General features: G+C 63.4%; 30 protein-coding genes. 16 read left to right on the top strand and 14 right to left on the bottom strand.

What is annotated here, in order from left to right; all coding sequences use genetic code 11:
* Window positions 1-73: 73 nt before the first annotated feature.
* From RFM98_RS18655 to RFM98_RS18635, 5 genes are all read left to right on the top strand, one after another.
* Window positions 74-1,744 carry a nitrite/sulfite reductase gene (locus RFM98_RS18655; protein WP_320310252.1) on the top strand — a complete coding sequence of 557 codons (1,671 nt, stop codon included), beginning with the start codon at window positions 74-76 and terminating at the stop codon, window positions 1,742-1,744.
* Entirely contained in the window at window positions 1,719-2,483 is a 765-nt protein-coding gene (locus RFM98_RS18650; protein ID WP_320310251.1) for a phosphoadenylyl-sulfate reductase, read from the top strand. Before RFM98_RS18655 ends, RFM98_RS18650 begins: the two co-directional genes overlap by 26 nt.
* 98 nt (window positions 2,484-2,581) lie before the next feature.
* A complete protein-coding gene (locus RFM98_RS18645; RefSeq protein WP_320310250.1) occupies window positions 2,582-3,115 on the top strand; it encodes a DUF934 domain-containing protein in 534 nt (177 codons plus the stop codon).
* Window positions 3,116-3,192: 77 nt separating this feature from the next.
* Window positions 3,193-3,429, top strand: coding sequence for a hypothetical protein (locus RFM98_RS18640; protein ID WP_320310249.1), 237 nt, complete (start codon window positions 3,193-3,195; stop codon window positions 3,427-3,429).
* 24 nt (window positions 3,430-3,453) lie between these two features.
* On the top strand, window positions 3,454-4,074 hold the full coding sequence (locus RFM98_RS18635) for a DJ-1/PfpI family protein (protein ID WP_140644581.1): 621 nt from the start codon (window positions 3,454-3,456) through the stop codon (window positions 4,072-4,074).
* 107 nt (window positions 4,075-4,181) lie between these two features.
* Here RFM98_RS18635 and RFM98_RS18630 read toward each other — a convergent pair whose 3' ends face one another.
* Complete coding sequence (locus tag RFM98_RS18630; RefSeq protein ID WP_320310248.1) at window positions 4,182-4,376, bottom strand: hypothetical protein; 195 nt, start codon at window positions 4,374-4,376, stop codon at window positions 4,182-4,184.
* 215 nt (window positions 4,377-4,591) lie between these two features.
* On the opposite strand from RFM98_RS18630, the gene grpE reads away from it, so the two are divergent.
* Together grpE and RFM98_RS18620 are read left to right on the top strand one after the other, a co-directional pair.
* Window positions 4,592-5,224 (top strand): nucleotide exchange factor GrpE, encoded by a 633-nt coding sequence (grpE, locus tag RFM98_RS18625; protein WP_320310247.1) that lies wholly within the window; start codon window positions 4,592-4,594, stop codon window positions 5,222-5,224.
* 102 nt (window positions 5,225-5,326) lie between these two features.
* Window positions 5,327-5,959: a trimeric intracellular cation channel family protein gene (locus RFM98_RS18620; protein ID WP_320310246.1), complete on the top strand. Its 633-nt coding sequence runs from the start codon at window positions 5,327-5,329 to the stop codon at window positions 5,957-5,959.
* A gap of 83 nt (window positions 5,960-6,042) precedes the next feature.
* Here the strand turns inward: RFM98_RS18620 and olsB are convergent, their stop codons facing one another.
* The 7 genes from olsB to RFM98_RS18585 all read right to left on the bottom strand — a co-directional run bounded on the left by olsB (window position 6,043) and on the right by RFM98_RS18585 (window position 13,726).
* Window positions 6,043-6,918 carry a l-ornithine N(alpha)-acyltransferase gene (gene olsB / locus RFM98_RS18615; protein WP_430682323.1) on the bottom strand — a complete coding sequence of 292 codons (876 nt, stop codon included), beginning with the start codon at window positions 6,916-6,918 and terminating at the stop codon, window positions 6,043-6,045.
* Window positions 6,919-7,113: 195 nt separating this feature from the next.
* Complete coding sequence (locus tag RFM98_RS18610) at window positions 7,114-9,399, bottom strand: ATP-binding protein (protein ID WP_320310244.1); 2,286 nt, start codon at window positions 9,397-9,399, stop codon at window positions 7,114-7,116.
* A gap of 208 nt (window positions 9,400-9,607) precedes the next feature.
* Complete coding sequence (gene acuI, locus RFM98_RS18605; protein WP_320310243.1) at window positions 9,608-10,597, bottom strand: acrylyl-CoA reductase (NADPH); 990 nt, start codon at window positions 10,595-10,597, stop codon at window positions 9,608-9,610.
* A 113-nt stretch (window positions 10,598-10,710) separates the two neighbouring features.
* On the bottom strand, window positions 10,711-11,199 hold the full coding sequence (lspA, locus tag RFM98_RS18600; RefSeq protein ID WP_320310242.1) for a signal peptidase II: 489 nt from the start codon (window positions 11,197-11,199) through the stop codon (window positions 10,711-10,713).
* Between the two features lie 10 nt (window positions 11,200-11,209).
* The gene (locus RFM98_RS18595) at window positions 11,210-12,070 is read right to left on the bottom strand and encodes a TrmH family RNA methyltransferase (RefSeq protein WP_320310241.1); all 861 of its coding nucleotides are present in this window, start codon (window positions 12,068-12,070) and stop codon (window positions 11,210-11,212) included.
* Between the two features lies 1 nt (window position 12,071).
* A complete protein-coding gene (locus tag RFM98_RS18590; protein ID WP_320310240.1) occupies window positions 12,072-13,154 on the bottom strand; it encodes an RsmD family RNA methyltransferase in 1,083 nt (360 codons plus the stop codon).
* A gap of 86 nt (window positions 13,155-13,240) precedes the next feature.
* A complete protein-coding gene (locus tag RFM98_RS18585) occupies window positions 13,241-13,726 on the bottom strand; it encodes a DUF1772 domain-containing protein (RefSeq protein ID WP_320215440.1) in 486 nt (161 codons plus the stop codon).
* Window positions 13,727-13,829: 103 nt separating this feature from the next.
* On the opposite strand from RFM98_RS18585, the gene RFM98_RS18580 reads away from it, so the two are divergent.
* Both RFM98_RS18580 and RFM98_RS18575 read left to right on the top strand, forming a co-directional pair.
* Complete coding sequence (locus RFM98_RS18580; protein WP_320310239.1) at window positions 13,830-14,540, top strand: helix-turn-helix transcriptional regulator; 711 nt, start codon at window positions 13,830-13,832, stop codon at window positions 14,538-14,540.
* Window positions 14,541-14,607: 67 nt separating this feature from the next.
* Window positions 14,608-14,979, top strand: a complete 372-nt coding sequence (locus RFM98_RS18575) for a VOC family protein (RefSeq protein WP_320310238.1) — start codon at window positions 14,608-14,610, stop codon at window positions 14,977-14,979.
* Window positions 14,980-15,067: 88 nt separating this feature from the next.
* On the opposite strand, the gene lhpI is transcribed toward RFM98_RS18575, so the two are convergent.
* From lhpI to sppA, 4 genes are all read right to left on the bottom strand, one after another.
* On the bottom strand, window positions 15,068-16,036 hold the full coding sequence (gene lhpI, locus RFM98_RS18570) for a bifunctional Delta(1)-pyrroline-2-carboxylate/Delta(1)-piperideine-2-carboxylate reductase (RefSeq protein WP_320310237.1): 969 nt from the start codon (window positions 16,034-16,036) through the stop codon (window positions 15,068-15,070).
* 29 nt (window positions 16,037-16,065) lie between these two features.
* Window positions 16,066-16,398 carry a DUF1049 domain-containing protein gene (locus tag RFM98_RS18565; RefSeq protein WP_320310236.1) on the bottom strand — a complete coding sequence of 111 codons (333 nt, stop codon included), beginning with the start codon at window positions 16,396-16,398 and terminating at the stop codon, window positions 16,066-16,068.
* Window positions 16,399-16,515: 117 nt separating this feature from the next.
* Window positions 16,516-16,800, bottom strand: coding sequence for an integration host factor subunit beta (locus RFM98_RS18560; protein ID WP_027165368.1), 285 nt, complete (start codon window positions 16,798-16,800; stop codon window positions 16,516-16,518).
* A gap of 78 nt (window positions 16,801-16,878) precedes the next feature.
* Complete coding sequence (gene sppA, locus RFM98_RS18555) at window positions 16,879-17,835, bottom strand: signal peptide peptidase SppA (RefSeq protein WP_320310235.1); 957 nt, start codon at window positions 17,833-17,835, stop codon at window positions 16,879-16,881.
* A gap of 294 nt (window positions 17,836-18,129) precedes the next feature.
* Here sppA and lptC point away from each other — a divergent pair, with 294 nt between their 5' ends.
* The 6 genes from lptC to ptsN all read left to right on the top strand — a co-directional run bounded on the left by lptC (window position 18,130) and on the right by ptsN (window position 23,626).
* A complete protein-coding gene (gene lptC / locus RFM98_RS18550) occupies window positions 18,130-18,843 on the top strand; it encodes an LPS export ABC transporter periplasmic protein LptC (protein ID WP_320310234.1) in 714 nt (237 codons plus the stop codon).
* Window positions 18,830-19,423, top strand: a complete 594-nt coding sequence (locus RFM98_RS18545) for an LptA/OstA family protein (protein WP_320215446.1) — start codon at window positions 18,830-18,832, stop codon at window positions 19,421-19,423. Before lptC ends, RFM98_RS18545 begins: the two co-directional genes overlap by 14 nt.
* A complete protein-coding gene (gene lptB / locus RFM98_RS18540; RefSeq protein ID WP_140644562.1) occupies window positions 19,423-20,241 on the top strand; it encodes an LPS export ABC transporter ATP-binding protein in 819 nt (272 codons plus the stop codon). Before RFM98_RS18545 ends, lptB begins: the two co-directional genes overlap by 1 nt.
* Window positions 20,242-20,431: 190 nt before the next feature.
* Entirely contained in the window at window positions 20,432-21,961 is a 1,530-nt protein-coding gene (rpoN, locus tag RFM98_RS18535) for an RNA polymerase factor sigma-54 (protein WP_320310233.1), read from the top strand.
* Between the two features lie 557 nt (window positions 21,962-22,518).
* A complete protein-coding gene (hpf, locus tag RFM98_RS18530) occupies window positions 22,519-23,100 on the top strand; it encodes a ribosome hibernation-promoting factor, HPF/YfiA family (RefSeq protein ID WP_320310232.1) in 582 nt (193 codons plus the stop codon).
* A gap of 61 nt (window positions 23,101-23,161) precedes the next feature.
* The gene (gene ptsN / locus RFM98_RS18525) at window positions 23,162-23,626 is read left to right on the top strand and encodes a PTS IIA-like nitrogen regulatory protein PtsN (protein WP_320310231.1); all 465 of its coding nucleotides are present in this window, start codon (window positions 23,162-23,164) and stop codon (window positions 23,624-23,626) included.
* Between the two features lie 124 nt (window positions 23,627-23,750).
* On the opposite strand, the gene RFM98_RS18520 is transcribed toward ptsN, so the two are convergent.
* Window positions 23,751-24,008 (bottom strand): BQ00720 family protein, encoded by a 258-nt coding sequence (locus RFM98_RS18520; protein ID WP_320215449.1) that lies wholly within the window; start codon window positions 24,006-24,008, stop codon window positions 23,751-23,753.
* Window positions 24,009-24,071: 63 nt separating this feature from the next.
* Window positions 24,072-24,497, bottom strand: coding sequence for an Hsp20 family protein (locus tag RFM98_RS18515; protein ID WP_320215450.1), 426 nt, complete (start codon window positions 24,495-24,497; stop codon window positions 24,072-24,074).
* Window positions 24,498-24,737: 240 nt separating this feature from the next.
* Here RFM98_RS18515 and RFM98_RS18510 point away from each other — a divergent pair, with 240 nt between their 5' ends.
* Window positions 24,738-25,679, top strand: a complete 942-nt coding sequence (locus tag RFM98_RS18510) for a nucleoside hydrolase (RefSeq protein ID WP_320310230.1) — start codon at window positions 24,738-24,740, stop codon at window positions 25,677-25,679.
* The last annotated feature ends 28 nt before the right edge of the window (window positions 25,680-25,707 follow it).

The raw sequence follows: 25,707 nt of genomic DNA, 5'->3' as shown, positions 1-25,707 counted from the left end.
AACCGGTTTTCGGAGAAGATCATGCTCCAACAAAGAATTGAAGAGCGGGCGGACGCGCCCTGAAAGACGAAGCATGTACCGTTACGACGAGTTCGACCAGGATTTCGTTCACGCCCGTGTCGCCGAGTTCAGCGACCAGGTGCAGCGCCGGCTTGCCGGCGAGATCACCGAGGACCAGTTCCGGCCGCTCCGGCTGATGAACGGCGTCTATCTGCAACTGCATGCCTATATGCTGCGCATCGCCGTGCCCTACGGCACGCTGAACAGCCGGCAATTGCGCATGCTCGGCCATATCGCGCGCAAATACGACAAGGGCTACGGCCACTTCACCACGCGCCAGAACATCCAGTTCAACTGGCCGGCGCTGTCCGACATCCCGGCTATCCTGGCCGACCTCGCCAGCGTCGAGATGCATGCCATCCAGACCAGCGGCAACTGCATCCGCAACGTCACCGCCGATCATTTCGCCGGAGCCGCCGCCGATGAGGTCGCCGATCCGCGCCCCTATGCGGAAATCCTGCGCCAATGGTCGTCGGTGCACCCGGAATTCTCGTTCCTGCCGCGCAAGTTCAAGATCGCGGTGACGGGCGCCGAGCGCGACCGCGCCGCCATCCAGACGCACGACATCGGCCTGCATCTGAAGAAGAACGCGGCCGGCGAACTGGGCTTCGCAGTCTATGTCGGCGGCGGCCAGGGTCGCACGCCCATGGTGGCGAGAAAAATCCGCGACTTCCTGCCGGAAGCCGATCTTCTGTCCTACTGCACGGCGATCCTGCGCGTGTACAACCTCTATGGCCGCCGCGACAACAAGTACAAGGCGCGCATCAAGATCCTGGTGCACGAGACCGGCGTGGAGGAGATCACCCGCCAGATCGAGGCCGAATGGCAGGAGCTCAAGGACGCCGAGCTGAAACTGCCGGAGGCCGACATCGAGGCCATCAACGCCTATTTCGCGCCGCCGGCCCTGGTTTCCCGGCCCGAAGGCGATGATGCGGTGAAACAGGCCAGGCTCGATTCCAAGAGCTTTTCGGAATGGCTCGACCAGAATGTCGTGACCCATCGCCATCCCGACTACGCGGCGGTGACGATCTCGCTCAAGGGCATCGGCGAGGTTCCCGGCGACGCCACCGACAGTCAGATGGAAGCCGTCGCCGACATCGCCGAGAAATACGCGTTCGACGAATTGCGCGTCAGCCACGAACAGAACCTGATCCTGCCGCATGTGGCGCGCGCCGACCTCAAGGCGGTCTATGACGCGCTGGTCGAGATCGGTCTGGCGACCGCCAATTCCAACCTGATCAGCGACATCATCTCCTGCCCCGGGCTCGATTATTGCGCGCTGGCCACGGCGCGCTCCATTCCGATTGCGCAGGAAATCTCGCTTCGCTTCGCTTCGCTGGAGCGGCAGCGCGAGATCGGCGAATTGAAGCTCAAGATCTCCGGCTGCATCAATGCCTGCGGCCACCACCATGTCGGCCATATCGGCATCCTTGGCGTCGAGAAGAAGGGCTCCGAGCTCTACCAGGTGACGCTTGGCGGCTCGGCCGACGAGAACACCTCGGTCGGCGAAATCATCGGCCGTGGCTTCAGTTCAGAAGAGATCACCGATGCCATCGAGCAGATTGTCGACACCTATCTCGGTCTTCGGCTCAGTCCTAGTGAACGTTTTATCGACGCCTACCGCAGAGTCGGTCCCGCGCCGTTCAAGGAGGCGCTTTATGCTGGCGAAACCAAGGCCGCTTGACCGGGTCGTCGATGTCGAGGCCGGCGTCGCCGCCGAGGCGGCAGGGCTCGACGCGCTCTACGGCCACCTGAGCCCGCTCGAGATCATCGAGCGCTCTTCTCGAGAATTCTTTCACGGCGGCATCGCCGCCGTGTCCTCGTTCGGCGCCGACTCCGCCGTGCTGCTGCACATGATCGCCAAGGTCGACCGCTCGCTGCCGGTGATCTTCCTCGATACCGGCAAGCATTTCGAGGAGACGCTCGGCTATCGCGATGCTCTGGTCGCCGATTTCGGCCTGACCGATGTCAGGGTGATCAAGCCGGACGAGACCGCGCTCGAACGCGTCGATCCGACCGGCAGACTGCACGAGGCCGACACCGATTCCTGCTGCAACGTGCGCAAGGTCGAGCCGCTGGCGCGCGGCGTCGAACCGTTTCGCGCCTGGTTCACCGGGCGCAAGCGCTTCCAGGCCTCGACGCGGGCGGCACTGCCGGTCTTCGAGGCGGTCGGCGCGCGCATCCGCATCAATCCGCTGGCGCATTGGACGACGTCGGACCAGGCCGACTACATGCGTGCGCACGCGCTGCGCGAAAATCCGCTGGTCGCCTATGGCTATCTCTCGATCGGTTGCTTCCCGTGCACGCAGCCCGTGCAGCCGGGCGAGGATGCGCGCAGCGGCCGCTGGGCGGGGCACGCCAAGACCGAGTGCGGTATCCATCTCTCCGGTTTGGAGAAGTCGCTGACCGACGCTTCACTTTAGGGTATATCGCTGTTCACGTGATGCCGCCCACCAGCGGCGGCTCCCGGTCGCTGACGGCTGCCGGCTCGCTGGGCAATTTGGGACTTTAGGAATTTTTGATGACTGGATCGACGACAGCGGGGACTCGCCTCTGGACCCCAGACGGTTTTCGCGAGGATGAGTGGACCCATGCGGAGAGCGCCGAGGCGCTAGCCGGCAATGGCCGCTTCATCCTGCCGCTGCAGACCTTTCTCGGCCTCGACGACGAGGTTCGCAAGTCGGCGCGCGAGCGCATCGGCGTATTGCTGCAGCCGGGCGACGAGCTCGACAAGATAACCGGGCTGTTGGACCAGCTGTCGCTGGTGGCGTTGGCCTTCCCGGCGTTCAATGACGGCCGCTCCTTCTCGAAAGGCGAGTTGCTGCGCGCTCGGCATCATTTCAAGGGTCCGGTGCGCGCCACCGGCCAGGTGCTGGTCGACCAACTGCCGCACATGCTGCGGCTCGGCTTCGACGAGTTCGAGGTTTCGAATCCGGTACTGCTGAAGCGCCTGGAGCAGGGCCGCACCGGCGGCCTGCCGGTCTATTATCAGCCGGCCGTGGAGCCGGAGCCCAAGGGTCCGAAATACTCCTGGCGGCGCAAGCGCCCCAGCTGACGCCGCGGCATCTTTACAAGGCACGCCGGCAGGCATTCTCTCGGGAGAAGGGACGGAAACATCCGCCGGAGGTGAGGATGCGCTACGACTATGTCATCGCCAGCGGCGGTTCCGCCGGCTCGACGCTTGCCGGGCAGCGACCTCATCTTGCTGTCGTGGTCGGACCAGCCTCATCGATTTTTTATCGGCGGCGCCGCGTTATTCTATTTGCCGATCGGATTGAATCGGTCTGGTCAGACCACTTATGCGATTTACGCTTCCCCTTCGATCGTCTTGCCCTTAGGATAGGGTTATTATTTCGTGCTCCGAAATAAATAGCCAGCAAAGGGAGGAACGGCATGGCAGGCAAGAAGATATTGATGCTCGTTGGCGAGTTCAGCGAGGAATACGAGATTTTCGTCTTTGAGCAGGCCATGCACGCGGTCGGCCACACCGTCCATGTCGTGTGCCCGGACAAGAAAGCGGGCGACGTGCTAAAGACCTCGTTGCACGACTTCGAAGGCCACCAGACCTATACGGAAAAGCTCGGCCACGATTACATCCTCAACAAGACCTTCGCCGAGGTGAACCCGGCCGACTACGACGCGGTCTACGCGGCGGGCGGGCGCGGGCCGGAATATATCCGCATCGACAAGCGCGTGCAGGCGCTGGTCAGGCATTTCCATGAAACCGGCAAGCCGATCTTCACCATCTGCCATGGTGCCCAGATCCTGATCGCGGTCGATGGCGTGGTGCGCGGCAAGGAAGTCGCGGCGCTGCATTATTGCGAGCCGGAAGTGACGCTCGCCGGCGGCATCTATATCGATGTCGCTCCGACCGGAGCGCATGTCGACGGCAATCTGGTTTCAGCTAAGGGCTGGCCGGGCCTTGCCGCCTTCATGCGGGAATGCCTTAAGGTACTCGGCACCGAGATCCGCCACGGCGAAGCGCTGATGCGCGACGACAGGAAGGCGGCTTAGGCTCCGCTGGAGCAGTTCGGTGTTTGATATGATCGCCGGCCTGCTCCAGCATTTGTTTTTGCGCAATTCCGGAGGGGAAACCGCTACGCACTTTTCCTGGAATTGCTCTACCGCGGCGCGCCCGCTGTCTTCGCCTCGGCGTCATCGAGGCGGTCAAGCAGATCGCTCAGCCGCCGAGGCACTTCCTTTTCCAGGCGAAACCCCGGCAACGTGCGCAGAAAGCGCTTCGTCGCTTCGTTGCCCGCCTGCCGCCTGATATCGTTGGCCAGTTCGCCGCGCCTGTTGCCATTGTTGCCGTTCATCGTCCCAAAATCCTGTGTCGGCTTCGAAACTCCTGCAGCGGCTCATGGTTCCCGCACAAGCGTTCGAGGGCAAGCAAAGCTGCGTGATACGGTAAAATTTGAATTAATTTGGAACGATGATCGATATTCCGCGGTTGCGCTTACCCCTTGATTTTTGGCGTCCAAACCTCGATATCGGGCGCAAATCCAGACCAATCCGAATGACGGGAAACGCGATGAGCGACCAGACAAAAGACGAACGCACGCCCGAAGATATGGAAGCCACCCAGGCTTCCGGCGAGCGTGCGGAAGGTGGCGTCGACGGCGACTACGAAGCGCTGGTGCGGCTGCTGAAGGAAAACGAGGAACTAAAGGACCGCGCGCTGCGCGTCGCGGCCGAAATGGAGAATCTGCGGCGGCGCACCGCGCGCGACGTGCAGGACGCCCGCGCCTATGCTGTCGCCAATTTCGCGCGCGACATGCTGTCGGTGTCCGACAATCTGCGTCGCGCGCTGGACGCGATCCCGGCTGAGGCGAAGGCTGGCGGCGACGCCGGCTTCAAGTCGCTGATCGAAGGTGTCGATCTCACCGAGCGCGCCATGCTTTCGGCCCTGGAACGCCACGGCGTGAAGAAACTCGCGCCGGAAGGCGAGAAGTTCGATCCGAATTTCCACCAGGCGATGTTCGAGGTGCCCAATCCGGAGGTTCCGGCCGGCACCGTCGTCCAGGTGGTGCAGCCGGGCTATTCGATCGGCGAGCGCGTGCTGCGGCCGGCGATGGTCGGCGTTGCCAAGGGTGGCCCGAAGACGGCCACCGAGGCGAAGGTCGAGCCGGGCCCGGTGAACGAGCAGGCCGAGAAGGATGCGTGATAGTGAGTAGCGAATAGGAAGTAGTGAGTAGGGGACTGATATTTATCCGCGGCTTCGTGCTATTTCCCTACTGACTATTCGCTACTCACTATTCGCTCACTCATGAATCCCATCGCGTTGCTCGACTATGCCGGCGTCGCCGTCTTTGCGGCGACGGGTGCGCTTGCCGCATCACGCAAGCAGCTCGACATCATCGGCTTCCTCTTCCTGGCCAGCGTCACCGGCATCGGCGGCGGAACGCTGCGCGACGTCATCCTCAACCTGCCGGTGTTCTGGGTCGCCAACAGCGGTTATGTGCTGATCTGCGCCGTGGTCGCCGTGCTGGTTTTCTTCAGCGCCCACCGGGTCGAATCCCGATACAAATTGCTGCTTTGGCTCGACGCCATCGGGCTCGCCGCCTTTGCGGTCATGGGCGCGGCCAAGGGTCTGGCGATCACCGGCTCGCCCGTCGTGTCGGTCATCATGGGCGTGCTGACGGCGACCTTCGGCGGCATTTTGCGCGACCTGCTTGCCGGCGAGCCTTCGGTGCTGCTCAGGCCCGAAATCTATGTCACGGCCGCCCTTGCCGGTGCCACCATCTTCACCCTTGGCGATCTTGCCGGGCTGCCGGCGCTGGCGTCCAGCCTGCTCGGCTTCGCGGGCGCATTCGTCGTGCGCGGCGGGGCGCTTAGATTCGGCTGGTCGTTTGCGGCCTATAAGAGCCGGCCCGGGCGAAGGCCGGAGGATATTCCATGAGCGAATAGCGAGTAGGGAGTAGCGAATAGGGACTACCCGAGATAGCGTTCTATTCGCTATTCGCTATTCGCTATTCGCTGGCGTCACGCCGCGAAGCGCTGGCCTTCGCCGCCATAGTAGTTGACGTAGCGGGCGCCGATCTCCTTGACCGGCATGACGACGAAGACGTCGACGGTCGAGAATTCGTGGTCGATGACGCAGCCGTCGCCGATGCGGGCGCCGACGCGCAGATAACCCTTGACCAGCGGCGGCATGGCGGCGATCGCGGCCTTGGTGTTCACCGCCTCGATCGGCATCAGGTCCATGGAGCAGTAGCGTCCCGGAACCGCGCGAACATCCCAGGCGGAATTGGTGCGGCAATGATGGGCGAGATAGGTCAGCGCCTCGGCATGCGCCGCCGGCACGATGCCGTGGAAAGAGGCGCAGCCGGTCATCACACCGATGTTGTAATGGTTGATATAGGCCCAGATGCCTTGCCAGAGCGCCTCGATGGTGCGCTTGGAGCGGTATTCCGGCAGAACGCAGGAACGGCCGAGCTCGAGGAAGCGCTGGCCGGGGTGCCGCGCGATCAGCTTGGTGAGCTCAAACTCGCCCTCGGAATAGAAGCCGCCGGCGGTCGCGGCAATCTCCTGCCGCAGCAAGCGGTAGGTGCCGACGATGCGGCGATGCTCAGGGCCGGGAAGGGAGGTGTCCAACACAAGAAGGTGATCGCAGAGCGGGTCGAAACGGTCGGCGTCGCGCCGGTCCTGCGCCTGGAACAGGTCCTTCCTCGCGCCAAGCTCGTCGTAGAATACCCGATAGCGGACTTCCTGGGCGGCGGCGATCTCGGCCTCGTTGCGGGCGAGCCGCACTTCGAGGTTGCCGATGCGGCCCAGCGGTGCGCCGGTTGCGACGGCGTCGGCATTACGGGCGGCGAGAAGGGCGCCGCCGGCATTCGGCCGAGTGTCACATTCAGGCATGACTGTATGCACGAGTGATTCTCCTTCGAGCCATCCCTCTTGGCACGGGGATACGGTGTAGGTGCAACAGGATTGTGACAGTACCGTGATACGACGTGGCCGGCAATACTTTGTCGGCTGGACAATACCCTCAACCGGCTATCTTACGGCGGCGAAAGCCAAGCAACCCACGGCTTTCAAGCGTTAAAAATTTCCTCAGGCGGCAACCTGACCCTCGACCGCCTGGACGAGCGCGTCTGGGTCGAGCGGCTTGGTCACGAAACCGCTGGCGCCGTGAGCAAGCACGGCGTGCCGGGTCTTTTCCTGGCTGTCGGCCGAAAGCACCATGATCGGGATCGGCGGCATGGCCAAGGACTCTTCATGACGACGGATGGCTGCAATCGCGTCCAGGCCGTCCATGACAGGCATGTGCAGGTCCATCAGCACCACATCGAAGCGGAACTTGAGGCCGGCATCGGTAACGGCCTCGACCGCGGCCTTGCCGTTGCCGACAACCTTGACGCGATGCCCCGCCTTGAGCAGCGTGGCGCGGGCGAGCATGGCGTTGATATCGTTGTCCTCGGCGATCAGCACCGACAGGCCCTGATCGCGCCTGCGCACCGAGGAGGCGCCGCGCGGCTTCGGCTGCGGCTGGGCAAGCGCGGAGCCATGGCTGGTCAACAGCACCCGCAAAAGGGTTTCGCCGCGCACGGGCCTGGCGAGGAAGGTGGCGTAGCCGCCGGCGCGGAATTCGCCGAGCATGCCGCGGTCCGTCGGCGCAATCAGGGTGATGGCCTCACAATCGGCAAAGCCTGAGTCACGCAGCCGCTTGAGCAGTCTCCCGTCGCTGTTTTCGAGCGCGGCGTCGATCAGGAGCACGTTGCAGCCGGCAGCGAACGGAGCGGCCTGGCTTGGTGTCGCCGCGACCTCGACAATGCCGCCATGGGCTCTGATCGCGCGGGCGATGGCATCGGACTCGATGGCGTTCTTCGACACGATCATCGCCCGCCGGCCGGCAAGGATGTTGTGACGGTGCGGCGGTGGTTCGGTTGCCGCGACCGCCGGGATCTCGAGGACGAATTCGGATCCTTCGCCGAGCCGGCTCGAAACCGAGATCGTGCCGCCCATGGCCGTCACCAGCCGCTTCGAGATGGCAAGGCCGAGGCCCGCGCCGCCATGCACCCTGGTAGAGGTTCCGTCGGACTGCTCGAACTCCTCGAAGATGCGCTCCATGTCCTCTTCACGCAGCCCGGGGCCGGTGTCGGCGACGGTGAAGCAGATGCGGTCGGTGGTTTCGGTGCGGGCGCGCGCCACGGTCAGCAGAACGCCGCCGGTATCGGTGAACTTCACCGCATTGCCGATGAGATTGAGCAGCACCTGGCGCAAGCGGCCGGGATCGGCGGTGATCATCTGCGGCACGTCGGGCTCGACATGGCAGCCGAGGCCGATGTTCTTGGCGAAGGCCTTTGCGGCCAGAAGCTCGATGATGTTGTCGGCGATTTCGCGCAGCGAAGTCGGCTGCGGCTCGGGCTCGAAGCGGCCGGCCTCGATCTTGGAATAGTCGAGCAGGTCCTCGATGAGCGCGAGCAGCGCACTGGCCGAGGTGGAAACAGCGCCGACATAGGTGCGCTGTTCAGGCGACAGGTCGGTGTCCGCAAGCAGTTTGGCCATGCCCATGATGCCGTTCATCGGCGTGCGGATCTCATGGCTGACGGTGGCGAGGAAGCGTGACTTGGCCTGGCTGGCATATTCGGCCCGTTCGCGCGCGCTGATCAGCGAGGATTCGGCGCGCTTGCGGGCGGTGATGTCGCGGGCGATCGCCCGGTGCGATACCGCGCCTGTGTCCTTGTCGCGCACCGACAATTCGATCCAGGAGAACCAGCGCGGCCCGTTCGGCGTGCGGATCGCGACGTCGGTGGAGCTCAGGCATTCATGATCGGAAAAGGCGGCATCGGGAACGATGCCGACATCGATACCAAGCTCGGACAAGGTCTTGCCGGCGAGATCGCGCGGATCGATCTCGACAAGCGAGGCAAAGACGTTGTTGGCATAAGCGATGTGGCCATCGCGATCGCGATGGACGACGAGGTCGCCCAGCGCGTCGATCAGGCCGCGGAAGCGCTCCTCGCTCTCCTGCATCTCCCACATGCGGTCGGCCAGGGTCTCGATCTCGGCGCGACTGCGAGCAGCGGTCTCGTGGAGTAGCTCGGCTGTGCGCCGCTCGTCGCGACGGCTGCGCAGATGCATGGCAAGGCCGGCAAGCGCCGCGGCGGCGAGGCCGATGGTTACGATGATCGGCGCTCCGGTGAGATGCGCCAGCCCCGCCAGCACGGCGATGGCGACGATCGTCAGGAATGGCAAGCCTTCATGGCTGGCGCTCGCGGCCGGTAATTCGGGGGCCAACGGCGGCGCGACAAGGACCTGCCGCTTCGGCGCATCCGGGATGAGCCTGTCAGCGTCCGCGGCTTTACTGCCCTGTCTGATGTCGGAGTCCGCGACCATGCGCAGACCATGCCAGACAGAGATTATGGAAGGCTGCGGCGGATCGTTCGAATTTTAGCGATTGCGCGGGTTCTGGTCGCCCGCATGGACGAAACCAGAGTTCTCCAGGGTGGCTGCTCTGGCTTGTTGTTTTACGCAATTCCGGGCGGAAGGCCACGGCGAAGTCGCCGAGCCTAACCGCCAGGCTCTTTTCCTGGCATTGCTCCAGCTACATATCGACGACGACGCGGCCCCTGACCTTGCCTTCGACGATGTCGCGCGCGGCAGCGATAATGCCGTCGAAGCCGATCGTGCGCGACAATGCCGACAGCTTCTTGAGGTCGAGATCGGTGCCGATGCGACGCCATGCTTCGAGCCGGATCGGCTTCGGCGCCATCACCGAATCGATGCCGAGCAGCGAAACGCCGCGCAGGATGAAGGGCGCGACGCTCGACGGTAGGTCCATCCCGCCGGCCAGGCCGCAGGCGGCGATCGCGCCGCCATAGGAGGTCATCGACAAGATGTTGGCGAGCGTGTTGCTGCCGACCGAGTCCACGCCACCCGCCCAGCGCTCCTTGGCGAGCGGCTTCGCCGGCTGGCTGAGCTCCTCGCGCGAGATCACCTCGGCCGCGCCGAGGTCGATCAGATAGGGGCTTTCGGCGTTGCGGCCGGTCGCGGCGATGACATGGTAACCGAGGCTGGAGAGGATCGAGATGGCGACCGAGCCGACGCCGCCGGCGGCGCCCGTCACCACCACCGGGCCGCGGTCCGGCACGATACCATGCCGCTCCAGCGCTATGACGGACAGCATTGCCGTGTAGCCCGCCGTGCCGACGGCCATTGCATCATGCGCGCTCATGCCCTGGGGCAGCGGCACCAGCCAGTCGCCGTTGACACGGGCGCGGCCGGCATAGGCGCCGTAGTGCGTCTCGCCGACACCCCAGCCGTTGAGAATAACCTGATCGCCCTTGCGCCAGTCGTCATGCGAAGAGGAGATCACCGTGCCGGCGAAGTCGATGCCGGGCACCAGCGGCCAGCGCCGCACGACCGGCGCCTTGCCGGTGATGGCGAGCCCATCCTTGTAGTTCACCGTCGTTGCCTCGACAGCGACGGTGACATCGCCTTCCATCAGGTCGGCCTCGGTGAGGTCGACGATATCGACCGACTGCTTCTTCTCCGCATCGCGCGAAACGAGGATGGCTTTGAAGGTGTCGGACACTTTTTTCTCCACGCTATGGCGATTTGTTTTTCACGCAATTCCGGACGGAAAACCGCTGGACACTTTTCCTAGAATTGCTTCAGAAATGACTTTGCGGCGGTCGCCGGCTGAGGTCAATTGCCTGGATCCTGGGGTTTCACTTCGCGCCGCCAGCCGATCAGTTCGTCCAAGACGACCAGCGCTGCGCCGACCGAAATGAAGGCGTCGGCGAGATTGAACACCGCGAAGGACCAGACGGGCGTATGGAACAGGATGTAGTCGATGACGTGGCCGTAGACGGCCCGGTCGATGAGGTTGCCGAGCGCGCCGCCGATTATCAGGGCAAAGCCGGTGCGGGCGACGATATGACCGGCCGGCGTGCGCGTGGCGAGATAGAGCACGAAGGCGACGACCAGCACGGCGATGACCACCAGGCTAATATCGCCGAAGGACGAGAACATCGAGAAGGCGATGCCGGTGTTATAGGTGCGAAACAGCGCCAGGAACGGCAGGAGGTCGACTTTCTCCTGAAAGGCGAGACCGTTCTCGACCAGCTGCTTGATCCATTGGTCGAGCGCAATGGCGATGACGACCAGCACCACGTAAGGGGACCAGGATTTCAATTGGCAGTCCTCATCGCATGTCGTTGGCGGGCTCGAGCTTCAACGCGCCGCGCCGGATCTCGAACAGCATCACGCCGGTTGCGACGGCCAGATTGAGCGAGTCGGCGCGTCCGGCCTGAGGTATCCGGAGCAAGCGGTCACAGCTTTCAGCAAGGCTGTCCGGCAGACCCTGCTGCTCGTTGCCCATCAGCAGCAAAACCGGGCCTCTGGAGAAGTCGACGGAGCGGTAGTCTACCGCGCCTTTGAGATGTGTGCCGGCCACTAGACCCGAAAAATCACGCCGCCAGGCGAGGAAGGCCTGCTCGGTCGCCCTGGCGACCGGCACGGCGAAGATCGACCCCATGGTGGCGCGCACTGTCTCCAGCGAGAACGGGTCGGTGGTGTCGCCGACCAGGATGACGCCCTTGGCGCCGACGGCGTCGACAGTGCGGATCACGGTGCCGAGATTGCCGGGGTCGCGCACGCGGTCGAGCGCGACCCAGACATCGCCGTCCCTGGCGCGGATATCCTTCAGCGGTACGGTCTGCTGCGCAAAGACACCGACTACCATTTGCGGGTTTTCACGGCGGGTGATTGCCGCCAGCACCTTTTCGGAGACTTCCAAGACCGTGCCGCCGGCGGCAACGGTCCGCGCGGCGACCCTTTCGACAACCGCATTGCCGCGCCCGGCCTTGGCGAAGACCAAGGTCCTGATCGTCCAGCCGAGGTCGAGCGCGTCGATAACGAGCTTCAGGCCCTCGGCCATGAAGGCGTTCTGCTGGTCGCGGAATTTCTTGAGCGCAAGTGCCTTGATGTCCTTGATCAGCGGATTGGCAAGGCTGGTGACTTCCTTGACCTGCCCGACAGTGCGCGCGCCGTCATGTGCGGTCATTTCAAGCCACCCAGCGCGAGAACAGCGAGGTCGACAGCGCGCGGCCGGCGGATTTCTCACGAATGATCAGTTCGCCGGATTCGACCGTGCCGCCCATGCCGGCGAAGGTATCGCGCATCAGCGCGTGGACGGCGAAGAAGGAGGCGCGGATCGAATAGGCGGTGAGAACGACCGCCAGCGGTTTCGGCGTCAGGATCGAGCGGCAGAGGTCGGTAAGGCCCGGCAGGTCCTCGAACAATTGCCAAACCTCGCCCTTCGGGCCGCGGCCATAGGCCGGCGGGTCGAACAGCACGATGTCGTAGCGGCTGCCGCGGCGTTCCTCGCGCTCGGCGAATTTCACCGCGTCCTCGACGATCCAGCGGATCGGCTTGTCGGCAAGGCCGGCCATTTCCTGGTTCTCGCGCGCCCAGCCGATCGCCTTCTTCGAGGCATCGACATGCGTGACCTCGGCGCCCGCGCGCGCCGCCACCAGCGAGGCAAGGCCGGTGTAGCCGAACAGGTTGAGCACCTTGACCGGGCGCTTCGCCGCCGCGATCAACCCCGCCATATGGTCCCAATGCGAAGCCTGCTCCGGAAAGACGCCGACATGGCGAAACGACGTGAAGCGGCCAAGATAGTCGATGCCGTCATGCTTCATCGGCCAGGTCTCGCCGAGCGGCGCCTTCGGAAAGCGCCAGCGGCCGATGCCTTCCTCGTCGGTGTCGCCGGTGAAGATAGCGTCGGCACGCTCCCATTCCTTGGTGGGAAGCGCCCGTTGCCAGATCGCCTGGCCTTCGGGGCGCACGATACGGTAGGGGCCGTATTGCTCGAGCTTCTCGCCCGCGCCGCTGTCCAGCAGCGCGTAATCGGCGTTGGGCGCGACTTCGAGGATCAGCGGTAGGCGCTCGGTGGGCAACACGCCTTCGCGGCGGGCAAGAACGCGTGGCGCCGGCTTGGCTTCCTGCCGATCCGTCGGTTTCGTTTCACGGCGCTCGGCGGGCGCTGCCTGCTGCCTTCCCGCAGCAAACGCATCGCGCGGGCGGGACTGTTCCGACCTTGCAGGCTGCGGGCGATTATCGCGGCGTTTGTCGCGAAAGGATTTCAAGAAGGATCATCTCCGGCGGTTCGGCCCGCTTCTGCCACAGCTCAGCCCACCGGCGCAACAAACCGTGGCTTATTCAATGGAGGTCATCAACCGTGGCGGACCCTAAGCAGGCCAAGACAAAGCGAAATGAAGCCAAGCGCCTTTGCTGCGGCCACCGCCATATGGCCGGTTTCCCAGCGCAGCCGGACGGCCTCGAAATTATCCGGGATGGGTCCGGGCGCCCAGGTCGCGAGAATATCGTTGGCCGGTTTGACAAGCCCGAACCAGAGCGCCAGCGAGATCGCATAGAGCAAGGTGGCGGCGAGCACGAACCAGAAGGCCGTAGCTTGGCCGCGCAGCATCCAGGCAAGCAGCGCAGGACAGAGGATCGCGGCGATGTCGAGCGGCGCTCCGATCATGGCAAAAAGCAGAAACTGACCGTTGAAGACGGTCGCCTCGCGCCAGAGTTCCGGCGGCCATTTCGTCAACCTGGGCAGCGATTCCAGCACATGGGCAAAGGACGGTCCGAGGCTGAGCGCCGCGATCGTGGTGGCGAGCACCGACCAGAACAACAGGAATCCGCGCATCTCCATTGTGGAGACAACGGCAATGGAACACAGGCGTTCCGTGTCATCGGATCGCTTGCCGTGATGCCCGGCCCAGCCCTATGGTCCGTCATCCCTGATGACGAAATCGATGTCCCGCTCCGAACGCCTGCTCGACCTTGTCCAAATCCTGCGCCGCCACCGGCTGCCGGTGAGCGGCCGCACGCTTGCGGAGGAGATGGGCGTGTCGATCCGCACGCTCTATCGCGACATCGCGACGCTGCAGGGGCAGGGCGCGCCGATCGAAGGCGAGGCGGGGCTTGGCTACGTGCTGAAGCCCGGCTTCATGCTGCCGCCGCTGATGTTCACCGATGAGGAGATCGAGGCGATCGTGCTCGGCTCGCGCTGGGTGGCAAAGCAGCCGGACAAAAGGTTGGCGGCTGCCGCGACGGACGCGCTGGCCAAGATCGCGGCGGTGCTGCCGGATGACCTGCGTGAGGATCTCGACGCGACAACGCTGCTCGTGGGGCCACGCGCAGAAAGCGTCGAAGCGATCGACCTTGGCGTCGTGCGGCAGACGATCCGCGACGAGCGCAAGCTCGGCTTCCTTTACCGTGACGCCGGGGGAGCGGCATCCGAGCGCCTGGTCTGGCCATTCGCGCTCGCCTTCTTCGACAAAGTGCGGGTGATGGTGGCCTGGTGCGAGAAGCGCCAGGACTTCCGCCATTTCCGCGCTGACCGCATGTCCGGCCTGACAGCGACCGATATCCGCTATCCGCGCCGCCGCCAGGCGATGCTCAAAGAATGGCGGGCAACGCTCGGCGCGCCTGGCCAGAACGCACGGAAGAACTCCGTCGGTTGATCGCTGCTGCCAGAATCTGACAGTGGTATCGCATACAGTTTCCAAGGTTCAAACTTGGAGACCAGATATGACCACGCCGAATTTCGTTATCCTTTATGTCGACAGCCCGGAAAAGAGCAGTGCGTTCTACGCCTCGCTGCTCGGACATGAGCCGGTCGAATCCTCGCCGACCTTCGCGATGTTCGTGCTCGACAAGGGCTTCAAGCTTGGTCTGTGGTCACGTCACACTGTCGAGCCCGCGGCTGCCACGGCGGGCGGCGGCGGCGAGCTCGTGCTTGCGGTCGAGGACGCAGCGGCGGTCGACGCCACGCATATCGATTGGGCGGGTCGCGGCCTGAACATCCTGCAGACGCCGACCGACATGGATTTCGGCCGTACCTTCGTCGCGCTCGATCCAGACAATCATCGCCTGCGCGTCTACTGGCCGAATGGGCGGTAGGCAGTAGGCAGTAGGCAGTAGGCAGTAGGCAGTAGGCAGTAGGCAGTAGGCAGCAGGCAGATCTTCCCTATTGCCTACTGCCCAATCCCTACTGCCTATTGAGCGCCTTGTAGATGGCGATGCCCGCAGCGAGGTCTTCAAGCGCGGCGCCGACCGATTTGAACAGCGTGATCTCGCTGTCGCTCTGGCGGCCCTGCTTCTCGCCGCGCGCGAGCTCGTGCAGATCCGCGATGATCGCTTCCGGCTTCAGCAGACCTGAGGCCAGCGGCTGGACGATGTCGCCGGCTTCCTTGGTGGCGCCGGCCCGGGTGTCGACATAAACGCGGGCGCGCGAAATGGCGTCGTCATCGCTTTCGCGCATCGTCGGCGTGAAGCCGCCGACAAGATCGACATGGGCGCCCGGCTTCAGCAGCGCGCCCTTGACCAGCGGCGTGCTCGAGATCGTCGCCGAGGCGACGATGTCGGCCTCGGCAAGCTCCGCATCGAGATCGCTGGCGGCACTTGCCGGAAGGCCTTCCGCGCGCAAGGCGGCCGCCACCTTTTCGGCATTGGCCGGCGTGCGGTTCCAGATGCGGATGGAGCTGATCGGCCGCACCGCCGAATGCGCCTTGGCGAGGAAAGGCGACAGCGCGCCGGCGCCGATCACCAAAAGCCGCGAGGCATCCTTGCGGGCGAGATAGGAGGCGGCGAGCGCCGAAGCGCAGGTCGTGCGCCACTGGGTCAGCCGCTGGCCATCGATCAGCGCTTCCGGCTCGCCGGTGACGCCGTCGAGCAAAAGATAAAGGCCCATGACCGCCGGCTTGCCGATGGCGTTGTTGTCAGGCGACACGGTGACGATCTTGACGCCGATATGGCCTCCGGCCGAGGTGCCCGCGGCGTTGAAGTCGGTCCAGGCCGGCATCAAAAGCAGGGTCGAGGCGGCGCCATCCGGCCGTTCGACGCCATGATGGTGGCGAACCGGCTGCACCGCGCCATCGCGGAAAGCGGTACGCAATGTCTCGACAAGGCCGGGAAAGGTCAGCGCGCGGTCGACCTCGGCGGCCGAAATAGTCAGCATGGGAAAACTCCATAAAGGCAGGTGGCCGCTCAGTTCGTCGGCTTGGGCAGCGCCGGTCCCTTGGGCGCCGCGGGCGCGCGGTTCACCGCCTGGCGCAGGTTTTCCGCCTCGAGGCCGCGCTGGCGCGCGAGCTTGCGGTAGCGGCCCTGCTTCATCCAGGTCGCCATGCTGCCGACGACCATGCCGACGGCCAAGGCCAGGAACAAGAAGATGAACAGGGGCAGGTTCAGCGTCAGCGCGGGATTGCCGGGATGGAATGGATCGAGCGTGAAGGCGACGGAGCCGCGGTTGGCGACGGCGAGCGCGATCAGGATGATGGCCAGCGGCACGAAGACCACGACGAGGATGAAGCGATTGAACATCAGATCTCCATGGAGAGACTTCTTAAAGCGCGCATGTCTTTGTCCCGAAACCGGTCTCCACCTTCGGGAGACATGCTTTGAGCGCCAAGATGCCGTTTCAACCCGCCGGCGCGGCGCCTATTTGCCGCCGTTCAGCCTTTCGCGCAACTCCTTGCCGGTCTTGAAGAACGGCACCCACTTTTCCTCGACCTCGACGGATTCGCCGGTGCGCGGGTTGCGGCCGGTGCGGGCGGGACGGTTTTTCACCGAGAAGGCGCCGAAACCGCGCAACTCGACCCGGTTGCCCTCGGCAAGCGCATCGGTGATCTCGTCAAAGATCGCGCCGACGATGTTTTCGACGTCGCGCAGGAAAAGGTGCGGGTTGCGTGCAGCAATGATCTGCACAAGTTCGGATTTGATCATAGAACGTTCCCCGTAAAACCACTGCAGTCGATTATCAGGATGATTTTTATTGCTTTTTTGGCTCGTACCAACGGCGCCTCAAGGGTGCCAGACCGAAACGAGACCGTCAAGAAACAAGCGGTCGGCGCCGAGCTCGTGAATGACATCGCCGCCGGCATCCGGCAGGCCGAGCGCCTTGGCCGCCACTTTTGCCATCGACTGGGAGAACAGGAAACCGCCCCGCCTGTCCTTGTCCTTCCACTCGACGACCTTGAGCTTGCCGTCCACGCCCTTGGTCGCCAGCCAGTCGATCGCCTCCTGCTCACCGCCGACGGCATCGACCAGATGATTGGCCAAAGCCTGGCGGCCGGTGAAGATCGAACCGTCGGCCAGCGCCAGTGCCTGTTCATGCGTCATCTTGCGGCGGTCGGCGACGATGCCGACGAACCAGTCATAGCTGTCCAGGATCAGCTTGCGCACCATGGCGCGCTCGTCGTCATTGGTCGGCTTGAAGGGCGAGGGCGAAGCCTTGAGCGGCGATGACTTCACTTCTTCCAGCTTGATGCCGAGCTTGTCCATGAGGCCGCTGACGTCGGGATACTGGATCAGCACGCCGATCGAGCCGACGATCGAGGTCTTGCGGGCAACGATGTGGTCGGCCGCGCTAGCGATCATATAGCCGGCCGACGCCGCCAGCGTGCCGACTTCGGCCACCACCGGCTTGTCGCCGGCAAGCTTGCGCACTGCCTCGAATGTGGACTCGCCGCCGACCGTGGTGCCTCCGGGCGAATCGATCGACAGGATGACGCCCTTCACCTCCGGCGATGTGCGAATCTTTTCCAGCCTTTTGAGCAGTTCCTCGTCCTCGGTGATGGTGCCTTCAATCTTGACCTTGGCGATATGGGGGACTGCCCGGCCGGCAAAATTGTCGTCATAGAGCCAGGCCGAGAAAGCGATCACGGCTGCCGCCAGAACCACAAAAGCTGCCACGCGCCAGAAAGTCAGCTTGCGGCGCAAGCGGCGGCGGTCGATCAGGTCGTCGGCTCTCATTGCCATCGTCAGCCTCTTGGGTCGGTGGGAAAGCACGCTTTTAAAGCAAGCCTTGGCACACGGCTACCGTTTCCTGAAAGGCTTGGCCTCGAGCTTCGACGTTGACGTCGACCTCACGAAAAATTAACGCAACCAGTCTGTATCTGCTATGAAGTACAGGCCGTGCTGCCAGATTGCTCTCGATTTTGCGGGCAGCAGCCGTCACATTTTTGCAGTTTTCCTCCGCTTGTGCTTGCTTGTAGGTGTCGGCATACCACCTATAGTCGGTGTTTGGGCGGACAAAGGTCCATTAGAAAAGTCATGTTGGCGCGATCTGACGAACCGAGCGATGCCGAAACGGTATCGGCTCCCGCCACCCAGGGTGGCACGCGTGGCGATGCGTTCAACCGCGCGCAGCGGCACTCGCGACGCGTCCGCGTGCTGAAATTCGCGGTGCCGCTCCTCGCGGCCGCGATTGCCATCGCCTTTCCGGTCTATTCCTATCTTAAAGCGCCCGTGTCGGTCTCGGTGCAGGCAGATGGCACGGCGTTTTCGAACGGCAAGCTGGTGATGGCCAATCCGAAGCTCAACGGTTTCACCAAGCAGAAGCTGCCGTATTCGCTGACGGCGACCAGGGCGACGCAGGATGTCGGCCAGCAGGCCATCATCGATCTCGAAGGCATCAACGCCAAACTGCCGGTGGCCACCGACAATATCGTATCGGTCGATGCCGCGCACGGTATCTACAACCGCGATGTCAATACGATGGACCTGACCAGCGACGTCAGCGTGACGACGACAGACGGCCTCGTGGCGAAATTCAAATCGATCTTCCTAGACATGGGCAAAGGCTCTATGAAGACGAGCAATCCGGTCGACGTCAGCCGTGGCGGGTCGCGCATCACCGCGGACTCGATGTCGGTCGAGGACAATGGCAGGCTCGTGGTCTTCGAAAGCCGGGTACGCGTCAACATCGATCCAACTGCGCTGAAGGCGGCAGGGGTCAACAGTGGAGAACAGAATGCGTCGCAGTAAATCCGCATGGCTTCTGGGCGCTGCTTCCGCATTGCTGTTTTTGGGAACGGCGCATTCGTTCGCGCAATCCAGCGCGACCAGCCAGATCCCAGGGTTGAAACTGTCGGGTGACCAGCCGATCCAGATCGAGAGCGACAAGCTCGAGGTCCGTCAGGCCGACAGCATGGCCGTGTTCAGCGGCAACGTGACCGTCAATCAGGGGCCGACCTTGCTCAAGGCCGGCAAGATGACGGTCTATTATGTCAAGGATGCCAATGCTGGCAAAAGTGCTTCGGCCGGTGCGTCGGCGATGACAGGCGCCGCCAATATCGACCACCTGGAGGTCGAGAACAAAGTCTACATCAAATCGAACGACCAGATCGCCACCGGCGACACCGGCAAATTCGACATGAAGACGCAGGTGCTGGTGCTTTCGGGCAAGGAAGTGGTGCTGTCGCAGGGCGACAATGTGCTCAAGGGCTGCAAGCTCACCGTGCAGATGAAGAGCGGCCTCGGCAATGTCGAAGGCTGCCCGCGCGTCATCATGATGTTCAAGCCGCAGAAACAGGACAAGCAGCAGCAGGGAGCGTCGAGCAAGTAATGGCCGGCGTGACTTCGCTGCTTGCTCGCCTTCCGGGGCGGGCGGCCGCACAACCCGCTGCGCCGGCGACGGTCGGCACCGACAAGGCGAAGTTCAAGGGCACCCTGATCGCCAAGGGCCTGACCAAGAGCTACAAGGGTCGCAAGGTGGTGAGCGGGGTGACGCTTGGCGTGCGCGCAGGCGAGGCCGTCGGCCTGCTCGGACCCAACGGCGCCGGCAAGACAACCTGCTTCTACATGGTCACCGGCCTTGTTCCCGTCGATGAAGGCTCGATCGAGATCGACGGCTTCGATGTCACCTCGATGCCGATGTACCGGCGTGCCCGCCTTGGTATCGGCTATCTGCCGCAGGAAGCCTCGATCTTCCGCGGCCTGAACGTCGAGCAGAACATTCGTGCCGTGCTGGAGGTGGTGGAAAAGAGCCGCAAGGAACGCGAACGCACGCTCGACGAGCTGCTCGAGGAGTTTCACATCAGCCATCTGCGCAAGGCGCCGTCGATGTCGCTGTCGGGAGGCGAACGGCGTCGCCTCGAAATCGCGCGGGCGCTGGCGACACGGCCGGCCTATATGCTGCTCGACGAGCCCTTCGCCGGCATCGACCCGATCGCCGTCGCCGACATCCAGCAGCTCGTTCGCCATCTCACGGCGCGCGGCATTGGCGTTTTGATCACCGACCACAATGTGCGCGAGACGCTCGGCCTGATCGACCGCGCCTATATCATCCATGCCGGCCAGGTGCTGACGCACGGCCGGGCCGACGAGATCGTCGCCAACGCCGATGTGCGGCGTCTCTATCTCGGCGAGGGCTTTACGCTCTAAGCGTGAAATACCTTTCCCGCGGGTGAATTTCGACTGCTTTGTCGCGATTTCTCGGCCAGATAACGCTCCGGTAAGCCGCTCCTGCTAGCGTTTTCCTTGACAAGCAAAAGCCGGGCCAGTTTCTATGCCTGGCCGGGAAAATCTGCTTCGGCACAGTCCGATTGCGTAGACGAGGCGTTTGAATCACATCATGGCGCTGGCAGCCAAACTGCAGCTCAGACAATCCCAGTCGCTGGTGATGACGCCGCAGCTGATGCAGTCGATCCGGCTGCTGCAGCTCACCCATGTCGAGCTCGAACGCTTCATCGACGAGGAGATCGAGCGCAATCCGCTCCTGGAGCGGGCTGAACCGCAGGACGACGCCGCCGGCGATCAATCCCAGAAAAGCGAGTCTGCGCCGCAGAAGGATCCCGAAGGCGACTGGTTCGAGGGCGAGACCGAGTGGAGCGCGGAAGCGATCTCGCAAAAGCTCGATTCTTCCCTGGAGAACCTGTTTCCCGACGATCCCGGCACCAGCGAGAGGCTGGGACCGGATCTCACGGCGCAGTGGAAATCGGCCGCCGGGAGCGGCGCCGGCGCGGCATCGTCCGAGGGGTTCGATGTCGGCGACATGGCCGCGGCCGCCGTCACGCTGGGCGAGCATGTCGGCGAGCAGATCGCGCTTGCTTCCCTCGGCCCCGGCGAACGCCTCATCGCGGGTGAGCTCGCCGACGGGCTCGACGAAGCCGGTTACCTGCGCACCGACCTCGATGAGATCGCGGCACGGCTCGGTACGGATGAAGCGGCGGTGGCGCGTGTGCTCGGCGTCTGCCAGACCTTCGAGCCGGCAGGCCTTTTTGCGCGCGACCTTGCCGAGTGCTTGTCGTTGCAGCTGGCTGGGCGCGACCGGCTCGATCCGGCGATGAAAGCGCTGGTCGCCAACCTCGAGCTTCTGGCGCGGCGGGATTTCCAGACGCTGAAACGCATTTGCGGCGTCGACGAGGAGGACCTCCTCGACATGCTGGCCGAGATCCGCGCGCTCGATCCGCGACCCGGCCTGGCGTTTTCGGGCGGCGCAAGCGACGCCATTGTCGCCGATGTCGAGGTGCGTGCCGCCAATGACGGCAGCTGGGTGGTGGAACTCAACGCCGACACGCTACCGCGCGTGCTGGTGGACAATGTCTATTTTGCCCGCGTTTCGCGCCACGCAAAGGACCAGGCGGAAAAGGATTTTCTCGCCGAATGCCTGCAGAACGCCAACTGGCTGACGCGCAGCCTCGACCAGCGGGCCAAGACCATTCTCAAGGTAGCCTCGGAAATCGTGCGGCAGCAGGACGCTTTCCTCGTCCATGGCGTGCGGCACCTCAAACCGCTCAACCTGCGCACGGTGGCCGATGCCATCGGCATGCATGAATCGACGGTCAGCCGCGTGACCGCCAACAAATATATGCTGACGCCGCGCGGCGTCTTCGAGCTGCGCTATTTCTTCACCGCATCGATCGCTTCGGCGGAGGGCGGCGAAGCGCATTCGTCCGAGGCCGTGCGCGACCGTATCAAGCAGATGATCGACGAGGAAAGGCCCGCCGACGTGCTCTCCGACGACGCCATCGTCGACATGCTCAAGGAAAACGGGGTCGACATCGCGCGCCGCACCGTCGCGAAATATCGCGAAGGCATGAACATTCCATCGTCGGTGCAGCGGCGGCGGGAGAAGCGGGCGCTCGCGAACGCCGGCCGCTAAAGCGCGTCGCTCTGAACCGGATTCTGGCGACGCGCTTTGAGTCCTTGTTTTGATGCATGTCGTTGTCCCAGAACCGCTGCACACTTCTGGGCGACATGCATTAGGCTTGTCGATATTCGGGTGATGCCGGCCTGCGAATGGTGGTTTTCTGCGCTTCCGGCCTTCGCCGACCGAAGCCCTCACAAGTGTTTCCGCTCTATGAAGGCTACGGCCGGCGTAGGCCGGTTCTCGAAAACCGCCATTCTCGACTCGGCCTGACCCGAATCTCGACAAGCCCTTGATCGCTGCGGGACAGGCGGATTTTCCACAATTCCCAAGCTTCATTGACAAGCCGCAATGAAGTGTCTAGAAGCCCGCCCGCATGAGCGGGGCGGTAATGCCCGCTTGCGAATGGGTCCGTCAGACACGGCCATGGACGGCCAAGAAGGCGACTTGTGATCAACCGGAAAGTTCGGGTCTAAAATCGGCGCGCATGCCGCTGCAAAGCTTGTGCGCGCGCACCACGGGTATAAACTCGGGATCAGTTTGAAGCCTGAGCAAGGAAGGTCAGTTTTCAGATGAATCTACGCATTTCGGGAAAGCACATGGACATCGGCGATGCGTTCCGCACGCGCATCAACGATCGGGTCGGCGAGGCGATCGAGAAATATTTCGATCGGGGTTTTTCAGGACATGTCACGGTCATCAAATCGGGGTCGCGTTTCTCCGCCGACTGCATGGTCCGGCTCGATTCCGGCGCTTCTCTGCAGGCGACCGGCGACGCCCAGGACCCGACGCTTGCCTTCGAGGCGGCCGCCGATCGCCTGGAAACGCGGCTGCGGCGCTACAAGCGCCGGCTGAAGTCGCGCAATACCGGCAATGGCGAAGAGCCGACCGACATCGCCTACACCGTCATGGCTCCTCTCACCGACGACGAGGAAGATATTCCGGAGGACTTCGCTCCGGTCATCGTCGCCGAATCAAGTATGACGCTGCGGACCATGTCGGTAGCGTCGGCCGTCATTGAGCTCGATACCAGCGACAGCCCGGTTTTCGTTTTCCGCAATGCCGGAAACGACCATCTCAACATCGTCTACCGCCGGCCGGATGGCAATATCGGCTGGATCGATCCGTCGACGACCAAAGTCGCGCAGGCATAAAAAGCCAGCCGCGCGAGGGGGCGACGACTGGCGCGGCAGGCGAGCAAGGGATTTTTCAAGCATGGATCTCAGTGATCTCATCAGCGTCTCGGCGATCATGCCGGCGTTGAAGGCGAATTCCAAAAAGCAGCTTCTGCAAATGCTGTCGGAGAGGGCGGCGGCGATTTCGGGGATTCCGGAACGGGAGGTGTTCGATACCATCCTGCAGCGCGAGCGGCTGGGCTCGACCGGCGTCGGCAATGGCATCGCCATTCCGCATGGCAAGCTCGCCGGCGTGAAGCGGATAGCGGGCGTCTTCGCCCGGCTGGAAACGCCGGTCGATTTCGAGGCGCTGGACGACCAGCCGGTCGATCTGGTGTTTTTGCTGCTTGCGCCGGAAGGTGCGGGCGCCGACCATCTCAAGGCACTGTCGCGCATCGCGCGCGTGCTGCGCGATGCCGACACGGTAGCCAAGATCAGGGGGACGCGCGACGCGGTGGCGATCCACGCGCTTCTGTCGGACACGCAGGCCTCGCACGCAGCCTGAAGTTTTTGGATTAGATCTTCCAAGGGCCGCCCGGGCGGCCCTTTCGATTCCGGACGTCGCGGTCGCAGTCCTGTTAGACCATGATCTTGCCCGAAAACCGGATACCACTTTTCGGGATCATGGTTTAGTGGATCGCGACCGTGGTCAGATCGTTTTCCAGCGCACCTGCCAGCGCCCGGTCACGGGCATCGGAAAGCAGGATCGGCTGGCCGTTGGCGGCAAACAGCGCCCACAGCTCCATGCCGGGTGCGATCTCCTCGAGGCCGGGGAAGCGGCCGCGCAGGTCATCGCTCGACACTTTCCTCAGATAAGCGACCGAACCTTCGCCGAGATGGGCGAGTTCGCCGCTGGTCATGGTGATCATTTCTTCAGTTCTGGTCATTTCAAGCCTCCTTGGCGCGAGGACGCCAGGATTGGCCGCCTCGCATAGAGCCATCGGCGAAGGTTAGTCTTTCACCGAAATGTTTATTTTCCGTACCAGCCGTTCGGACTCCGGCCGGTCGAGATCGATCGACAGCAGGCCGTTCTTCAGTTCCGCCGCGATCACCCGCATGCCGTCGGCCAGCACGAAACAGCGCTGGAACTGGCGCGCGGCGATGCCGCGGTGGAGGAATTCGCGCTCGGTGTCGTCGGTCTGACGGCCGCGCACGATCAGCTGGTTTTCCTCCGTGGTGACATCGAGGTCGCTTTCGGCGAAGCCCGCCACGGCCAGCGTGATACGCAACCTCTCGGCGTTGCCGTCAGAAGCGTTCAGGCGCTCGATGTTGTAGGGAGGATAGCTGTCGCCCGATTTCGCCAGACGCTCGAGCGTCTTTTCCATGGCATCGAAACCCAGAAGAAGGGGGCTGGAGAAGGGCGTCATTCGACTCATTGTTACACTGTCCTCTGAAGAGCGACACAAACTGGAAAAACCCGGATGGCATTTTTCCCGATGGTCTTGATATGGTCCGCCGCGCGATCAAGTTCAAGCCACTGAAACCGGATGACGTTTCCTTGAACCGCCATCCTGTTTCAGCTCTTCGTTGGAGCATGATCTTGTCCGAAAACCGGGTCCCACTTTTCGGGATCATGCCCTAAACCCCGCCCAAAAAGACTCCCAAAAGGAATTGAAATGCCCCAATCCAGAAAGATCATCATCGACACCGATCCCGGCCAGGACGATGCCGTCGCCATATTGCTGGCGCTCGGCAGTTCCGAGCTGGAGATCGTCGGTATAACAGCGGTTGCAGGCAACGTGCCGCTGAAGCTGACCCAGAACAATGCCCGCAAGATCTGCGAACTGGCCGGCAGGCCCGACGTCAAGGTCTATGCCGGCGCCATCCGCCCGCTGGCGCGCCAACTCGTCACCGCCGAGGAAGTGCATGGCAAGACCGGCCTGAACGGCCCGCAGCTGCCAGAGCCGACCATGAAGCTGCAGGAGCAGTACGCCGTCGATTTCATCGCCGAGACGCTGATGCGCGAGGAAAGCGGCACGATCACGCTCTGCCCGCTCGGACCGCTCACCAACATCGCGCTGGCGCTGATCCGCGAGCCCAGGATCGCGCCGCGGATCAAGGAAATCGTCTTGATGGGCGGCGGCTTCTTCGAAGGCGGCAATGTCACGCCGGCCGCTGAATTCAACATCTATGTCGACCCGCAGGCCGCCGATCTGGTGTTCAAATCGGGCATTCCGATCGTGATGATGCCGCTCGACGTCACCCACAAGGCGCTGACCACGTCCCAGCGCATCCAGGCTTTCCGCCAGCTCGGCACCAAGGTCGGCACCGCGACCGCCGAGATGCTGGAATTCTTCGAACGTTACGACGAGGAAAAATACGGCACCGATGGCGGGCCGCTGCACGATCCATGCGTGATCGCCTATCTCATCAAGCCGGAGCTGTTCAAGGGCCGCCGCTGCAATGTCAGCGTCGAGACCGCGTCGGAACTCACCATGGGCATGACGGTGATCGACTGGTGGGGCGTCACCAAGCGGGAGAAGAACGCCACGGTGATGCGCGACATCGACCATGACGGCTTCTTCGCGCTGCTGGTGGAGCGGCTGGGGCGGCTGTAGCGCCTCGTTTTGCCTTCTCCCCTTGTGG

This window comes from Mesorhizobium australafricanum (assembly GCF_033977265.1).
In the GTDB taxonomy this organism is placed as follows: Bacteria; Pseudomonadota; Alphaproteobacteria; order Rhizobiales; family Rhizobiaceae; genus Mesorhizobium; species Mesorhizobium australafricanum.
This window is presented reverse-complemented; position numbering and strand designations above follow the sequence as displayed.

Excerpts from the sequence above, each read along its gene's own strand:
- RFM98_RS18655 (WP_320310252.1), top strand. The coding sequence starts at position 74 with ATGTACCGTTACGACGAGTTCGACCAGGATTTCGTTCACGCCCGTGTC.
- RFM98_RS18585 (WP_320215440.1), bottom strand. The coding sequence starts at position 13,726 with ATGGAGATGCGCGGATTCCTGTTGTTCTGGTCGGTGCTCGCCACCACG.
- RFM98_RS18575 (WP_320310238.1), top strand. The coding sequence starts at position 14,608 with ATGACCACGCCGAATTTCGTTATCCTTTATGTCGACAGCCCGGAAAAG.
- RFM98_RS18645 (WP_320310250.1), top strand. The coding sequence starts at position 2,582 with ATGACTGGATCGACGACAGCGGGGACTCGCCTCTGGACCCCAGACGGT.
- grpE (WP_320310247.1), top strand. The coding sequence starts at position 4,592 with ATGAGCGACCAGACAAAAGACGAACGCACGCCCGAAGATATGGAAGCC.
- lhpI (WP_320310237.1), bottom strand. The coding sequence starts at position 16,036 with ATGCTGACTATTTCGGCCGCCGAGGTCGACCGCGCGCTGACCTTTCCC.
- RFM98_RS18545 (WP_320215446.1), top strand. The coding sequence starts at position 18,830 with ATGCGTCGCAGTAAATCCGCATGGCTTCTGGGCGCTGCTTCCGCATTG.
- RFM98_RS18620 (WP_320310246.1), top strand. The coding sequence starts at position 5,327 with ATGAATCCCATCGCGTTGCTCGACTATGCCGGCGTCGCCGTCTTTGCG.
- RFM98_RS18650 (WP_320310251.1), top strand. The coding sequence starts at position 1,719 with ATGCTGGCGAAACCAAGGCCGCTTGACCGGGTCGTCGATGTCGAGGCC.
- RFM98_RS18630 (WP_320310248.1), bottom strand. The coding sequence starts at position 4,376 with ATGAACGGCAACAATGGCAACAGGCGCGGCGAACTGGCCAACGATATC.
- ptsN (WP_320310231.1), top strand. The coding sequence starts at position 23,162 with ATGGATCTCAGTGATCTCATCAGCGTCTCGGCGATCATGCCGGCGTTG.
- olsB (WP_430682323.1), bottom strand. The coding sequence starts at position 6,918 with ATGCCTGAATGTGACACTCGGCCGAATGCCGGCGGCGCCCTTCTCGCC.
- RFM98_RS18635 (WP_140644581.1), top strand. The coding sequence starts at position 3,454 with ATGGCAGGCAAGAAGATATTGATGCTCGTTGGCGAGTTCAGCGAGGAA.
- RFM98_RS18520 (WP_320215449.1), bottom strand. The coding sequence starts at position 24,008 with ATGACCAGAACTGAAGAAATGATCACCATGACCAGCGGCGAACTCGCC.
- RFM98_RS18510 (WP_320310230.1), top strand. The coding sequence starts at position 24,738 with ATGCCCCAATCCAGAAAGATCATCATCGACACCGATCCCGGCCAGGAC.
- sppA (WP_320310235.1), bottom strand. The coding sequence starts at position 17,835 with ATGGCAATGAGAGCCGACGACCTGATCGACCGCCGCCGCTTGCGCCGC.
- rpoN (WP_320310233.1), top strand. The coding sequence starts at position 20,432 with ATGGCGCTGGCAGCCAAACTGCAGCTCAGACAATCCCAGTCGCTGGTG.
- lptB (WP_140644562.1), top strand. The coding sequence starts at position 19,423 with ATGGCCGGCGTGACTTCGCTGCTTGCTCGCCTTCCGGGGCGGGCGGCC.
- RFM98_RS18565 (WP_320310236.1), bottom strand. The coding sequence starts at position 16,398 with ATGTTCAATCGCTTCATCCTCGTCGTGGTCTTCGTGCCGCTGGCCATC.
- RFM98_RS18515 (WP_320215450.1), bottom strand. The coding sequence starts at position 24,497 with ATGAGTCGAATGACGCCCTTCTCCAGCCCCCTTCTTCTGGGTTTCGAT.
- lptC (WP_320310234.1), top strand. The coding sequence starts at position 18,130 with ATGTTGGCGCGATCTGACGAACCGAGCGATGCCGAAACGGTATCGGCT.
- RFM98_RS18580 (WP_320310239.1), top strand. The coding sequence starts at position 13,830 with ATGTCCCGCTCCGAACGCCTGCTCGACCTTGTCCAAATCCTGCGCCGC.
- RFM98_RS18560 (WP_027165368.1), bottom strand. The coding sequence starts at position 16,800 with ATGATCAAATCCGAACTTGTGCAGATCATTGCTGCACGCAACCCGCAC.
- RFM98_RS18640 (WP_320310249.1), top strand. The coding sequence starts at position 3,193 with ATGCGCTACGACTATGTCATCGCCAGCGGCGGTTCCGCCGGCTCGACG.
- RFM98_RS18595 (WP_320310241.1), bottom strand. The coding sequence starts at position 12,070 with ATGACCGCACATGACGGCGCGCGCACTGTCGGGCAGGTCAAGGAAGTC.
- hpf (WP_320310232.1), top strand. The coding sequence starts at position 22,519 with ATGAATCTACGCATTTCGGGAAAGCACATGGACATCGGCGATGCGTTC.
- RFM98_RS18610 (WP_320310244.1), bottom strand. The coding sequence starts at position 9,399 with ATGGTCGCGGACTCCGACATCAGACAGGGCAGTAAAGCCGCGGACGCT.